Source organism: Mesorhizobium sp. M0478 (genome assembly GCF_040321305.1).
Classification (GTDB): Bacteria; Pseudomonadota; Alphaproteobacteria; order Rhizobiales; family Rhizobiaceae; genus Mesorhizobium.
This window is the reverse complement of record NZ_JAMYRH010000012.1, coordinates 148476-161552: the sequence shown is the minus strand read 5'-3', so window position 1 is coordinate 161552 and position 13077 is coordinate 148476. Positions and strand designations below refer to the sequence as shown.

Below are 13077 nucleotides of genomic sequence, written 5' to 3'. Positions count from 1 at the left end.
CACCCACCTTGAAAGAGCTTCAAGAATTTCAGCGGAAACTCAAGGGGTAAAGATTGACCTGCTTCGCACAACAAACCGATCGTCCGGTTTTTCGGGTAAACAGTGCCTGGCGTCGCGGCAAAACGCTGAAAAGCAAGGCAGATCAGGGGATCAGTATGGTCGTGCCAGTGGTCTTGCGCCCTTCGAGATCGGCTTGCGCCTTGCCCGCGTCCTTCAGCGCATAACGCTGGTTGATCTTGATCTCGACCGCACCGCTCAACACCACGTCGAACAATGCCGCGGAGGAGACTTCGAGGTCTTCACGCTTGGCGTTGTAGACGAACAAAGTCGGCCTGGTAGCGAACAGCGAGCCCTTCTGCGCCAGCAGCGACATCGAAAATGGCGGGATCGGTCCAGAGGACTGACCGAAAGAGACGAACATGCCGAGCGGCTTCAGACAGTCGAGCGAGGCCGGGAATGTGTCGTTGCCGACCGAATCGTAGACGACGTCACATTTCTTGCCGCCGGTGATGGCGGCGACCCCGGCGACGAAATCCTGCTCCTTGTAGTTGATGACATGGCCGAAGCCATGCGCCTTGGCGAGCTCGATCTTGTCGGTTGAGCTTGCCGTGCCGATCACGGTGGCGCCGAGATGTTTTGCCCATTGTCCCAGGATCAGCCCGACGCCGCCGGCGGCGGCATGGAACAGGATGGTGTCGCCTGCCTTCACCTTGAAGGTCCGGCGCAACAGATACTCCGCCGTCATGCCTTTAAGCATCATGCCGGCGGCCTGTTCGTCGCTGATGCGGTCCGGCACCTTGACGACGCGGTCGGCGGCGACGACGCGCTGTTCGGCATAGGCGCCGACGTTGACGGCATAGGCGATGCGGTCGCCCGGCTTCAGCCAGTCGATGCCTGCGCCGACCTCGAGAACCACACCTGCCGCCTCGCCGCCGGGGATCAGCGGGAAGCCGCCGGGCGGCGGATAGAGGCCATTGCGGTGATAGACATCGATGAAATTGAGGCCGATCGCGGCGTGCCTGACCAGGATCTGCCCGGCGCCGGGTTGTCCCGGATCGGCGTCTTCATAGGTCAGGACTTCCGGACCGCCATGGGCGTGGATACGGACTGCTTTGGACATTGTGGGCTTTCCTGCGGTCAGGCTTTCTTAGGGTCCGGCTTGGCGCCGAGTTTGGGGAAGAACTGCATGATACCGCCGATGCAGGCGAGGTAAAGTCCGGTGATGGTGATGCCGACCTTGGTAAAGACGCTGACCTGTTCGCCCAAAACGCCGATCTGGTCGTAGAAGGCGGCAAGGGCCGCCTGCGCCAGCGCCAGCGCACCGAAAGCGCACCAGAGCAGCGTCATGCCAAGATTGATTGGCCGCAGCCGCACCACCCGCACGGGGTGAATGAAGTTGATCGGCACGAAGGTCAGGATGCCGGCCGCCACGACGACGCCGAAGGACACCCACTGTCCGGGCTCGATGACGAACAGCGTGAACACGACCATGTTCCAGACCACCGGAAAGCCTTTGAAGAAGTTCTCCTTCGTCTTCATTCCGGTGTCGGCATAATAGATGGCGCTGGACACCACGATGATGGCCGCCGACAGGAACGACAGCCCTTCGCCCATGAAGCCGCGCTGGTAGAGTGCGAAGGCCGGGATCAGCACGTAGGTGACATAGTCGATGATGTTGTCGAGGAGTTCGCCCGACCAGGTCGGCAAAATCTCCTTGACCTCGAGCTTGCGCGCGATCGGCCCGTCTATGCCGTCGACGAACAGCGCCAGACCCAGCCACCAGAACATCGCCGTCCAGCGTTGCTCGCTTGCCGCCACCAGAGACAGGAAGGCCAGGAACGAGCCAGAGGCGGTCAACAGATGCACCGAGAATGCCCGCGCCTGCGGCCAGGTGACCTTCTTCTTCGGCCTCGGAATCCGGTCGGTGATCTTTTTGGCGGCGTTTCTGGCCGTTGTGTTCTTGCTCACGGGCCCCGCCAATCCAGTTTGCAGATTTCGGCCGAGCGGCCGGCAAAGTTCCAGTTGCGGCCGAAAGCCCGCATCTTGCTCTTATCGGACCTGGCCACGATGATCTCCGGCGCGATCCAGTATTCCGAGTTGCCGATCACGGTATCCTTCTCGCGATCCTTGCCGGGAATCGGTGTGACCGCCCCGTCGATGATCTTCGGTATCTGGAAAATACGGGTCTTGTCACGCGTCTCGTAGGTGATCGGCACCTGCTCGACGCCGAGGAACTTGCCGACAAGGATCGACAACAGCGCGGTGGTTCCGCCGGCCTTCCCGGTGAAGATCCTGGTCAGCGCTTTCACCGCATAGACGGAGGCTTGCTTGTCGATGAACAGGCCTGCGGTCCAGTTGCCGCGGCTCATATAGCCTGGGATTTCCATGACCAGACCGAGATTGAGGCCGGACAGGTCGACCTCGCCGAAATGGCCTGCGTCGATGCGGAAGCCCGCCCAGGTCTGGCAATAACCCTCCGTCGGCGGATGGCTGCCAAGCGACAGTACGCAAGGACAAAAAACCGTGCAATTGCAGGAGAGTACGAGCTCTCCTTTCATTGCCCAGCCTTGCTCTGCCATGGAATTATCCCCCGTCATGCCGAGACTACTAGCAGGGCGACTGCCCAGACAAGCAGTATCGCACCGGCCACTCGGGTTGGAAGGCTGCCGGTGGTCTGTTTTTCGATCAAGGTGAACAGGCCGATCAGCGCCATCCAGAACACGTTCATCGCGCCGACGGCAAACATCACCAGCATCAGCGCCCAGCAGCAGCCGAGGCACCACAGGCCCTGCTTCAGCCCTAGCCGGAAGATGCCACCCGGCTCCGCGCTCCAGTTGGAAAACAGTGTCGAGAACGGGTTCCGGCATTCTGTCAGGCAGGCCTGCTTGAGGCTGCTGAACTGGTAGAGGCCGGCAACCAGCAGCGCGGCCGCCGCGGCAAGGCCGCTCACCGCATCGAGCAATCGAGCGGAGGACGCAAATGCGTGGACGAGCAACGTCAGCACCGCGAAGCCGATAGAGGCGACAAGCCATGTCGAGAGGTAGCCGGCGACCAGGACCAGCGGGTGGGCCACCGGCTCGCCCTTGATGCGGGCGGTGTCGGCGATTTCACAATAGGTACGGATCATCGGCGCCGCCGACGGCAGCATCGTCGCCACGGCCATCAAAAACCACATCACGATCAGCGCCAGAACCGGTGCGCCGCCGGCATCAAGTGGTGCGGGCATCAGGCACATGCCGAAGAAGCGGTCGAGGACATCCGGCAGCGGCAGTTGCGGCAGATATCGCAGGACCACATCGCCTGGTACGCCGGGGAGCCGGCCTTCGGCGCCGCGGATCGCCATGGCGCCGAGAATGAACCAGGCGAGCAGAATGCCGCCGACGATGGCGATGTTGACCGTCAGGCGGGGGCTGCGGGCCAGGCTTGCCGTGGCGCGGCCGGCGCGGTCGAGATGGCTGAAATCGTCCTGCTGGCCGGTCATGACAACCGAATGAGCCTAATCGCCGCGTTGATCAAGCCGCATGGTCTGACCTATATCCATGGGTAGACACCTGCATCGCAAACTGGAAGTCCAATTTGGATCATCGCGAGACAGCACGGATACTGGTAGCCGGCAGCGGCCCTGCCGGACTGATCGCGGCGCTCGGTTTCGCCGAGGCGGGCTTTCCGGTAACCCTGGTCGGACCCGAAGCAGGCGGGCCCGATGGCCGGACCACGGCGCTGATGAACCCTGCTCTCAAGGTTCTCGATCGGCTGGGCGTGCTGGCCGAACTTGCGCCGAAGGCCGCGCCGCTGAAGGTCATGCGCATCGTCGATGCGACCAGCCGGCTGATCCGCAGCCCGGTGGTGACTTTTCGCGCCATAGAGATCGGCGAGGAGCAGTTCGGGCTCAACCTGCCCAACAGTGAGCTGAACCCGACGCTGGCCAAGTCCGTCGCGGCACATTCCGGCATCGAATGGCTGACGTCGATGGTCGAGAGTTGGCGTCTGGACGCCGATCAGGCGCATGCCGTTTTGGCTGATGGCCGCGAAGTCTCGGCCTCGCTCGCGGTCGCTGCCGATGGGCGCCTGTCGCCGGCGCGTGAGGCGGCGGGCATAGTGGCCTCGGTGCGATCCTACCGCCAAGCGGCGCTGGTGCTGAATTTCGGCCATCGCAGCGAGCATGGTTTCACCTCGACCGAGTTCCACACAGAGACCGGGCCGTTCACCCAGGTACCGCTGCCCGGCAACCGCTCCAGCCTCGTCTGGGTGGTGAAACCGGAGACGGCGAAGGACCTCGCCGCACTCGATGACGTGACACTTTCCGAGCGTGTCGAGCAGCAGATGCAGTCGATGCTGGGCCGGGTGTCGGTTGAGCCCGGCCGACAAATTTACCCGCTTTCAGCGGCATCACCGGGGCGCTTCGCGCAAAACCGTGTGGCGCTGGTCGGCGAGGCTGCACATGTGTTCCCGCCGATCGGAGCCCAAGGTCTCAACCTCGGCATCAGGGACGTTGAGGATCTGATTGGAATCGCACGCGAAAATCGCGGCGACCCTGGCGCCGCAAGGGCTTTGGCCGCCTATGATTCCAGGCGCCGTCCCGACGTTCTGGCGCGTTCGGGCGCGGTCAATCTGCTTAACATGTCGTTGCTGTCGGACATGTTGCCGGCGCAGATGGCACGCAGCGCCGGCCTCAATGTGCTCGGCAGTTTCGCGCCGCTGCGCGCCTTTTTCATGCGCGAAGGCTTGAGGCCGGGCAGCGGCTTTGCGGCGCTTACCGGCGGTTCAGGGAAACAGGTCCGGCGGTAAGATGCCGTGGCGGATCATGTAGAGCAGCCCGGTCACCGTCAGCACCGAGAGACAGGTGGTGATCATGACGCTGGCCGAGGCGCGTTGCACCCAGACGCCATATTGCTGGGCGATGACGAAGACGTTGGTTGCAGTCGGTAATGCCGCCAAAAGCACGGCTGAAAAAACCCAGATTTCGGAAAAGTTCCCGATCCAGCTCAGCACGACGTAGCAGAGCGATGGATGCAGGATCAGCTTCAGCGCCGCGATCGACGCCAACTCATGCGGCACGCGGTTGAGGGGCCGGAGCGCAAGCGTCACGCCCATGGCAAACAGGGCGCAAGGGGCGGCCGCCCGAGACAGATATTCGAGCAGGCGATCGACCGGCTGCGGTGGGTGAAAGCCGAGATAGGCGGCGCCGACGCCAAGCGCGGTCGCGATGATGAACGGGTGCAGGACGATTTTCCTGACTACGCCGAGGATGAGCCGCCACGGCGATGTCTTGTCGTCGCCCGACAGCGCCATCATCATCGGCGCGATGGCGAAATGCATGATATTTTCGAAGCAGAAGATCAGCGCAACGGGGACCGCCGCTTGTTCGCCGAAGGCGAGCAGCGCCAGCCCCGGCCCCATATAGCCGATATTGCCGTAGGCCGCGGCCAGCGCCTTGATCGTCGACTGGGCGATCTCGCCGCGCGACGCCGTCGCCGACCATACGAACATGATCGAGAAGATCGTGTAGGTGGAAAATACCGAGCCGAAGATGAAGCGCCATTCCGTCAACTGTTCGAACGGCGTGCGGGCAAGCAATTGGAAGAACAGGGCAGGAAGCGCGACATAGACGATGAAGGTGTTCATCCAGCCAAGCGCTTCCAGCGGCTGCCTGGTCATGCGCGCAACCAGAAAGCCGATGAAAATCAGCCCGAAGAACGGAATAACAAGACCGACAATGTCAGACATTTTTGCCCTGGCCCGAAACCCCGGGACCGGGCTAGCCCGTAGCTTCATCGGGCGTCAAGCGCTTCGGCATTGAACTGACACGCCATCTGCGCCAAATAAAGCCTGATCCCAGACCTAAGTCGGGCTCGATTTTTGGCCACGGCGTGTGTAAATTCAAAGTCTTAGAGCGCTCTTCGCACATTCGAGGGGACGCCGGGCGCTCTAGAGGCTTAGTGGTGAGTATGATGAAAACGGCCAAATTTTCGATCGGACAGGTGGTTCGTCATCGGCTGTTTCCGTTCCGCGGCATCATTTTCGATGTCGATCCGCAATTTGCCAACACCGACGAATGGTACGAAGCCATCCCGGCCGACGTGCGGCCGCGCAAGGACCAGCCGTTCTACCATCTGCTCGCCGAGAATTCGGAAACCGAATACATCGCCTATGTCTCCGAGCAGAACCTGCTCGAGGATCAATCGGGCGAACCGGTCCGGCATCCACAGATCGGCGAGATGTTCGACAAGCGGCCCGACGGACGCTATGAGCCAAAACGCCAGTCGAGACACTGACATCACCTTGCATCGACGTGACGACAACAAAAAAGCGGGGCATGACCCCGCTTTTTGTCGCTCCGGTATCTGTCCCGGCGATTAGTTGGCGGCTTTGGCCTTGGCCTGCTCGTCCTTGAGCTTCTTGGCGAAGTCCTGGTTGTTCTTGACGACGAAATCCTGAAGTTTTTTCTGCCGATCCTCGATGTCCGACTGCTGCAGCGGCGCGCCGTCAAAGGCGCCGCTGAAGCCGGTCAAGGCAACCTTGATGGGATTTGGCTGACTTTGGAAGTTGATCGAGGTCAGCGTGATCGCCTGTCCCTTCTTGAAGGACGCGACGAGCGCGTCGGTCAGCGGCACTTCGGCAACGCAACGGTCGGCGAAGCAAATGACATAATCCAGCTTCGTCGCCTTGCCGGCGTCTATCTGCAGGGCGATGCCGGGGGGCACCAGGCGACCTGGGGGAACCGTGACCTGGAAGACCTTGCGGTTTACCTTGCCCTTCAACTCGATCAGGCTGACCCCGGTGACGAACTGGCCGTTGCCGGCAGTGATGATGTTCTGGACATTGCAGATGTCGACATCTTCCTGCTTGGTGCAGGCCTTGAACCAACCCTGCGGAATCTGTTGCTGTGCCGAAGCGGTGGGAAGTCCGGCGCCCAGAAAGCCGACCACGCCCGCGGCCAGGACCGAAAGGCGGTATGCGTTGCTGTTCAGGCTCGTCATGTCGTGCATTTCCTCTCAAATGATCCCGGGACCGGCTTCTTCGCGCCGTGTGGTCCTGCTACCTGTTGCCGAATTGAGGCAACAGAATGACTTCGGAGCGCGTGTTACACTGCATGAGCAGCCGAATCCAGCCCGCCGCCTGCAATTCTTGGCCTCGCAATTTGGGTCGTGCGATTTGGATTGATGTATCTGGCCGGAGCGCCGCGGCGCCATGTTAGGGTGCACTCCGAATCATCAAGCCGCCCAGTAAGGAGACGGTCATGGGCCGCATTCTTGTTTGGCTGATCGCCGCAATCTCGTTCTTCGCCTTTGCACCCGGCGTGGCGATGTCGGAACCGAAACATGCCATCGCCATGCAGGGCGAGCCGGCGCTGCCAGCCGACTACCAGCATTTCGACTACGTCAATCCCGATGCGCCCAAGGGCGGCAACATCACTTACTGCGTCGTCGGCAGCTTCGACAATCTGAACCCGTTCATCCTGAAGAGCCTGCGCACCACGGCGCGCGGCATGCAGGACCTCATTTTCGGCAATCTCGTCTTCGAGCCGTTGATGATGCGCAACTACGACGAGGCCTTCACCCTCTATGGCCTGCTCGCAGACAGCGCCGATATGGATCCCGAGCGCAAGTGGATCGAGTTCCATCTCAACCCAAAAGCGAAGTGGTCGGACGGTGAGCCGGTGACGCCGGATGACGTGCTGTTCACCTACGATGTCTTCACCGACAAGGGCCGCCCGCCCTACAGGGATCGCATGAGCCTGATCGCCAAGCTCGAAAAGACCGGCGATCACAGCGTACGCTTCACCTTCAACGACAAGGCCAATCGCGAGACCCCCTTGATCATCGCGCTGACGCCGATCATCCCAAAGCACGCCTTCAACAAGGATACCTTCGACAAGACGACGCTAAAGCCGGTGATCGGCAGCGGTCCCTACACCATCGACAAGGTGCAGCCGGGACAGCGCATCGTCTTCAAGCGCAATCCGAATTACTGGGGCAAGGACATCCCTTCCAAGCGCGGCTTCGACAATTACGACCAGATCACCATCGAGTACTTCCTCAACGCCAATGCCAAGACGGAAGCGTTCAAGAAAGGCATCTGCGCCATTTACGATGAGGGCGATCCGGTCAAGCGCGAGCGCGATATCGATTTTCCCGCCTTCCATCGCGGCGAGGTGATCGCCGAGACCTTCGACACCGGCATACCGCCCGTGGTGACCGGGTTCCTGTTCAACACCCGGCTGGAGAAGTTTTCCAATCCGGAGGTGCGGCGCGCGCTCGGCATGCTCTACGACTTCGAATGGGCCAACAAGAACCTGTTCGGCGGCAAGTACACGCGCACGATGAGCTACTGGCAGAATTCCGAACTTTCCGCGCTCGGCCATTCCGCCAGCGACAGGGAAAAGGCGCTGCTGGCGCCCTACCCCGGCCGCGTGCCGGCCGATGTCATGGACGGCAGCTGGCGCCCGCCGGTGAATGACGGCACCGGCCAGGACCGCAAGGTGCTGAAGCTGGCGTTCGACCTGCTGAAGAGCCAGGGCTACGCCGTTAGGGACGGCGTCCTGCTGGATCCCAAGGGAAACCCGTTCGGTTTCGAGATCCTGACGGCGTCGCAGGACGAGGAACGCTTTGCCGCCATCTATCAGCGCTCGTTGGAAAAGATCGGCATCGCGGTGACCATCCGCAGCCTCGAGGCCGACCAGATCCAGTCGCGCAAGCAGCGTTTCGACTTTGAGGTTCTTGTCGGGTCGAGCGGGTTCAGCAACTCGCTGTCGCCCGGTATGGAGCAGAACCTTCGCTGGGGTTCTTCAGAGGCCAAAAGAGAAGGTTCATTCAATCTAGCCGGCGTCGCCGATCCAGCGGTCGACGCGGCGATCGACGCGATGCTTAGAGCACGGGCCAAGGAAGACTATGTCGCCGCCGTGCGCGTGCTCGACCGATTGCTGATCTCCGGCAACTACATGGTGCCGATGCAGTACAACGCGCAGCAATGGCTCGCCTACTGGAATTACCTGGACCATCCCAAAAAGACTCCCATATTCGGTTATCAATGGCCGACATGGTGGCGCAAGCCGAACTGAGCGTAGCCGAGATCATGCTCGGTAAAACGCTCGGCTCCAGGAGATCAAGATGAGCGATGACAATTCCATTACGGTCGACGTGGTTTCCGACGTCGTCTGCCCCTGGTGCTTCGTCGGCCAGAAGCGGCTGGATAAAGCGATTGCCGCTGCCGGCGACGTTGAGGTTCATGTGCGCTGGCGGCCGTTCCAGCTCGACCCGACCATCCCGCCCGAGGGCAAGGACCGGCGCGAATACATGCTGGCCAAATTCGGCAGCGACGAGCGCATCCGCCTGATGCATGCCCGCATAGAGCCGCTCGGCGAAGCCGAAGGCATCGATTTCGCTTTCGACGCCATCAAGGTCGCCGCCAACACGCTGGACGCGCATCGTGTCATCCGCTGGGCCGGTGCCGCCGGTGAAGCCGTGCAGAACCGGCTCGTGCGCCGGCTGTTCCAACTGTATTTCGAGAAAGGCGGCAATATTGGCAACCACGCCGTGCTGATCGATGCCGCCCGCGAGGCCGGCATGGACGCTGCCGTGGTCGAAACGCTGTTGCCGACCGATGCCGACGTCGAGGAGGTGCGCACAGAAATCGCCACGGCATCGCGGATGGGGATCACCGGCGTGCCGTGTTTCCTGCTCGAAGGCAAATACGCCGTCATGGGCGCGCAGGACGCCGACACGCTGACTGATGCCATCCGCCAGGTCGCGGCTGCAAAGGCCAAGGGCGAGCTGGAAAAGGCCGGCTAGAGCCTGTTCCATCCCGATGGAAATCGGGATGGGGCTCTATTCTCCTTGTTTGAGCATGATCTCTGGACAAAACGGTTCCCGTTTGTCCGAGAAAACCGGCAACCACTTTTCGGGATCATGCTCGGGTTATTTCACCGTTACCTTGGCTTTGCTGAGGAAGAATCCGTGGCCGTTGCTGCCCGTGCAGGTCAGTCCCTTGGTTGACGACTGGCAGGTAAACGGCCCTTTGCTCCAGCTGTTGCCATAGGCCAGCTTCGCCACATCGCTGCAGCAGCCCTGCTCGCCCGGATTCTTGATCAATGTCGCCGGGCCGTTCGGCCCAAGGATCACGGTGACGTAGCTGGGCTCGACGCGCGAACAGCTCAGTTCCGGACCGCCATCCTGTGGCTCGTAGGTGCTGGTGCCGCCCTTCGGCGTGTAGATGCAGCCGATGTTCCCGGACGGAGCATTGAACTCGATTTGCCCTTCGGCGCTTGCCGGAATGGTCTGGCTGCCGGCATGCGCAAGAGGCAGCCAGGCAAAGAGCGTCACGATTGCGGGAACGGCTGCGCGTGCAAGCATTGGGGAGCTTCCTTGTTAGGGACCGGACATGCATTGGTGCCGACAGTGCCCGGCAAGGTTCATTCCAGTGCGCTTGATTGTCAAACGGTGTTGAACTGCAGCTAAAAAGCGCGTGCCACCTCATGAACAGTCGCTTTACAGCAGCGACGATCTTGCGTGCCCAACCATGATGGCCGGTGAGATGATTCGGGCGGCCTGGGGCGATCATGGACGGCAATTTTTCGGGCGATCCGGTTAGCGCGCGGTGGGAAAACCGGCCGACGGGCAGGCCTTTTGGTCACAAAGCCGTGTATGAGCCTTCCCTCAGGGAATATATTCGCACATCTGAACGTTCTCGCAACACATTGAAACAAAGGACAAATTGGGCCCAAAGACGGCGGTCTCGCAGCACCAACTGTTGCCCGATCGCAACGGCGGGTGGGCTGCCTCACATTCGCCGGGATAAAATTCATAGAAAATGATCAATTGGTGTTACTATCCGTAACAAAACTAAAAAAGGTTTGGGCGGGATTGTGATTCGGGTCGACAGACCGCGACGTTCAATATCGGCACTTTGGAACCGCGACGCCCCCGCCGGGCCGTCGCCCCTGACGCCAGTATCGTCGATGCGGACCTTCTGGGGACTGATGCGGGCCTACTGGTTCTCGGACCGGTGGAGGGAAGCCTGGGCGCTGACCTTGGTGGTCGCGGCGCTAACTGCTCTATCGAGCAAGGCCGACGTCTGGTTCACGGTGGCGATGGGAAAGCTGTCAAACTCCATCGCTTTTTTCCACGATGCTGCGAATACTGCGCCGCTTGAATCGCTTCTTACCAATGCCGGGCTGCTGGTACTGCTGGTCGTGGTCAAGGATGCGGGCATCACTTCCATCAAAAGCCTTGTCTCTGCGACACTGCATCGCAAATGGCGCGGCTGGCTGGATGGCCGCTTCAATGAAGCTCTCCTCGATAACAACCACACGCACTACCACGCCCAGAATGGCTCGGCCGGCACGCCGGCACCCGACAACATCGATCAGCGCGTGCAGGAATCGATTAAAGATATGACTGGTGGCGCCCTGGGGCTTGCACAGGGTGTGTTCGGCGTCTTTACCTCGCTGTACTTTGTGGGGGGAGCTTTGCTTGCAAACTCCGTGGAGGTAAAAGGGCTGGAGTTCCTCGGCAGCTACGGTAGCGTCGTGCTCGCTCTTCTAGCGGTCGCTATCTACGTGCCGTTCAACACTTGGATCGCAGTCAAACTTGGCGGAATGCTCGAGTGGCTCAACATCAGGATGCAGAAGGCGGAAGGCAGCTATCGCGGCGAACTGCTCACGCTACTGCGCCGGAGCTTCCATGTGTCAGCGGCGCGAGGCGAAGAAGTCCAGAAGAAAATACATGGTCGGCTCTATCTCGACATCGACCGAACTTGGTCGAAGTTCAATATTGTCAACAATATCTATTCAGGATTCGAATCGGTCTATAATTTTGTTGCGGCCAAAATTGTCGCTTTTGCTCCGGGCCTTGTGCCTTTCATCAACAACAAGGTTGATTTCACAGGGTATGTAACCGGCTCCGAGCAGGTCAACGCGCTGATCAGCAAGTGCTCGTGGTTCATCCATGTCATGCCGAGTCTCGCCACGTTGCGGGCCAACAGCCAGCGCGTCATTGAGTTGGCGAACGCCATCGAAAACGTCCAGCAGCCGCAAGACTTCTACAGCCAGACCGGCCAGTCCGACTTCCACTATGCCAGCCAGAACCCCGTCTTCGGCCTGACCATCCAGAAGCTCGAACTGGCGCATCAGGGCGAGGACGCCACGCCATTCCTGAGTGCTGCCAATCTGCGCTTCCGGCGCGGCGAGTGGGCATTCCTCAAGGGCGAATCCGGCTGCGGCAAAACTTCGCTGATCAAGGCGATCAACGGCTTGTGGCCTTATGGCCGCGGCACCATCGTCTTCCCTGACGGTGTGAGGAGCTTCTATGCCGCCCAGGAGGTCAAGCTGCAGCAGGTGTCGCTGAAGCAGCTGGTGTGCCTGCCCGGCTCCGAGGACGACTATGGCGATGCGCAGGTCGCGGCAGCCCTGCACAAGGCCGGCCTTGGCGATTTCATCGAACACATGGCCGATGAAAGCCGCGAGGGAAAGATCTGGGACCAGCTGCTGTCCGGCGGCCAGAAGCAGAAGCTGGTTGTGGCCCGCATCGTGCTGCAGCAACCGGGACTGTTGTTCCTCGACGAAGCGACCGGCGCGCTCGATCCGGATGGCAAGATCGCCTTCCACCAGGCCATCAAGGACAATTGTCCCGATGTCACGGTGATCAGCATCATGCACGAGGCGGTGGCGCCACGCTCGGCCTCGGGCGAGGAATTCTACCACAGCGTGGTCGCGATCGCCGACGGCGTCGCCACCAAGAGGCCGCTTGTTCCGAACCTTCCGCGCGAGCTCACCACCATCCTTACGCAGCCGCGGCCGGTCGAGGACAAATGGATGCGTTTTTCACGCCGGCTGAAGCAGAAATAGCAGCCACGCCGAAGCGCGTTCCGCCACTGGCGGCGGGGCACTCGCTCCCTCCCCCTTCAATAATCATCACAGTCTCGCGATTGGGCCGGCTCCCGGCTGTATTCCGCCACTCCCGCGATTGACTCGCCAAGATGCGCTCCTATGTTGCGCCCGCTCGCTGAATTCCAACTCGAACCCGCGAGCAGAAAGGTCACCGCGCCATGCCTGGCGACAGTAGTCGAACGCAACCGCCG

General features: G+C 61.0%; 12 protein-coding genes. 5 read left to right on the top strand and 7 right to left on the bottom strand.

Going from position 1 to position 13077, the window contains the following annotated elements:
- Window positions 1-142: 142 nt before the first annotated feature.
- From NKI64_RS25115 to NKI64_RS25100, 4 genes are read right to left on the bottom strand one after another with little or no spacing between them, the layout of a single operon-like run.
- Window positions 143-1120, bottom strand: a complete 978-nt coding sequence (locus tag NKI64_RS25115) for a quinone oxidoreductase family protein (protein ID WP_352670674.1) — start codon at window positions 1118-1120, stop codon at window positions 143-145.
- A 17-nt stretch (window positions 1121-1137) separates the two neighbouring features.
- The gene (gene pcsA, locus NKI64_RS25110) at window positions 1138-1968 is read right to left on the bottom strand and encodes a phosphatidylcholine synthase (protein ID WP_023688483.1); all 831 of its coding nucleotides are present in this window, start codon (window positions 1966-1968) and stop codon (window positions 1138-1140) included.
- On the bottom strand, window positions 1965-2579 hold the full coding sequence (locus NKI64_RS25105; protein ID WP_023706821.1) for a DUF1326 domain-containing protein: 615 nt from the start codon (window positions 2577-2579) through the stop codon (window positions 1965-1967). Before NKI64_RS25105 ends, pcsA begins: the two co-directional genes overlap by 4 nt.
- Before the next feature lie 14 nt (window positions 2580-2593).
- Complete coding sequence (locus tag NKI64_RS25100) at window positions 2594-3481, bottom strand: DUF2182 domain-containing protein (RefSeq protein WP_023682520.1); 888 nt, start codon at window positions 3479-3481, stop codon at window positions 2594-2596.
- A 95-nt stretch (window positions 3482-3576) separates the two neighbouring features.
- On the opposite strand from NKI64_RS25100, the gene NKI64_RS25095 reads away from it, so the two are divergent.
- Window positions 3577-4788: a UbiH/UbiF family hydroxylase gene (locus tag NKI64_RS25095; RefSeq protein ID WP_023714196.1), complete on the top strand. Its 1212-nt coding sequence runs from the start codon at window positions 3577-3579 to the stop codon at window positions 4786-4788.
- Here NKI64_RS25095 and NKI64_RS25090 read toward each other — a convergent pair.
- Window positions 4765-5727, bottom strand: a complete 963-nt coding sequence (locus NKI64_RS25090; protein WP_023714197.1) for an AEC family transporter — start codon at window positions 5725-5727, stop codon at window positions 4765-4767. The two genes, NKI64_RS25095 and NKI64_RS25090, sit on opposite strands and share 24 nt — an antisense overlap.
- A gap of 224 nt (window positions 5728-5951) precedes the next feature.
- Between NKI64_RS25090 and hspQ the strand changes: the two genes are divergently transcribed.
- Window positions 5952-6275: a heat shock protein HspQ gene (gene hspQ, locus NKI64_RS25085; protein WP_023668971.1), complete on the top strand. Its 324-nt coding sequence runs from the start codon at window positions 5952-5954 to the stop codon at window positions 6273-6275.
- A gap of 81 nt (window positions 6276-6356) precedes the next feature.
- Here hspQ and NKI64_RS25080 read toward each other — a convergent pair whose 3' ends face one another.
- Window positions 6357-6980, bottom strand: a complete 624-nt coding sequence (locus NKI64_RS25080; RefSeq protein ID WP_023668972.1) for an invasion associated locus B family protein — start codon at window positions 6978-6980, stop codon at window positions 6357-6359.
- Between the two features lie 260 nt (window positions 6981-7240).
- Here NKI64_RS25080 and NKI64_RS25075 point away from each other — a divergent pair, with 260 nt between their 5' ends.
- Window positions 7241-9061: an extracellular solute-binding protein gene (locus NKI64_RS25075; protein WP_023714198.1), complete on the top strand. Its 1821-nt coding sequence runs from the start codon at window positions 7241-7243 to the stop codon at window positions 9059-9061.
- Between the two features lie 49 nt (window positions 9062-9110).
- Complete coding sequence (locus NKI64_RS25070) at window positions 9111-9791, top strand: DsbA family oxidoreductase (protein ID WP_352670670.1); 681 nt, start codon at window positions 9111-9113, stop codon at window positions 9789-9791.
- 126 nt (window positions 9792-9917) lie between these two features.
- Here the strand turns inward: NKI64_RS25070 and NKI64_RS25065 are convergent, their stop codons facing one another.
- On the bottom strand, window positions 9918-10352 hold the full coding sequence (locus NKI64_RS25065) for a hypothetical protein (protein ID WP_023668975.1): 435 nt from the start codon (window positions 10350-10352) through the stop codon (window positions 9918-9920).
- A gap of 605 nt (window positions 10353-10957) precedes the next feature.
- Here NKI64_RS25065 and NKI64_RS25060 point away from each other — a divergent pair.
- The gene (locus NKI64_RS25060) at window positions 10958-12844 is read left to right on the top strand and encodes an ABC transporter ATP-binding protein/permease (protein ID WP_027050901.1); all 1887 of its coding nucleotides are present in this window, start codon (window positions 10958-10960) and stop codon (window positions 12842-12844) included.
- Window positions 12845-13077 lie beyond the last annotated feature (233 nt).

What these genes read in the sequence shown, in the direction of transcription:
- NKI64_RS25115 (WP_352670674.1), bottom strand. Translation starts at nt 1,120, where the DNA reads ATGTCCAAAGCAGTCCGTATCCACGCCCATGGCGGTCCGGAAGTCCTG.
- NKI64_RS25105 (WP_023706821.1), bottom strand. Translation starts at nt 2,579, where the DNA reads ATGGCAGAGCAAGGCTGGGCAATGAAAGGAGAGCTCGTACTCTCCTGC.
- NKI64_RS25100 (WP_023682520.1), bottom strand. Translation starts at nt 3,481, where the DNA reads ATGACCGGCCAGCAGGACGATTTCAGCCATCTCGACCGCGCCGGCCGC.
- NKI64_RS25090 (WP_023714197.1), bottom strand. Translation starts at nt 5,727, where the DNA reads ATGTCTGACATTGTCGGTCTTGTTATTCCGTTCTTCGGGCTGATTTTC.
- hspQ (WP_023668971.1), top strand. Translation starts at nt 5,952, where the DNA reads ATGAAAACGGCCAAATTTTCGATCGGACAGGTGGTTCGTCATCGGCTG.
- NKI64_RS25080 (WP_023668972.1), bottom strand. Translation starts at nt 6,980, where the DNA reads ATGACGAGCCTGAACAGCAACGCATACCGCCTTTCGGTCCTGGCCGCG.
- NKI64_RS25075 (WP_023714198.1), top strand. Translation starts at nt 7,241, where the DNA reads ATGGGCCGCATTCTTGTTTGGCTGATCGCCGCAATCTCGTTCTTCGCC.
- NKI64_RS25070 (WP_352670670.1), top strand. Translation starts at nt 9,111, where the DNA reads ATGAGCGATGACAATTCCATTACGGTCGACGTGGTTTCCGACGTCGTC.
- NKI64_RS25065 (WP_023668975.1), bottom strand. Translation starts at nt 10,352, where the DNA reads ATGCTTGCACGCGCAGCCGTTCCCGCAATCGTGACGCTCTTTGCCTGG.
- NKI64_RS25060 (WP_027050901.1), top strand. Translation starts at nt 10,958, where the DNA reads ATGCGGACCTTCTGGGGACTGATGCGGGCCTACTGGTTCTCGGACCGG.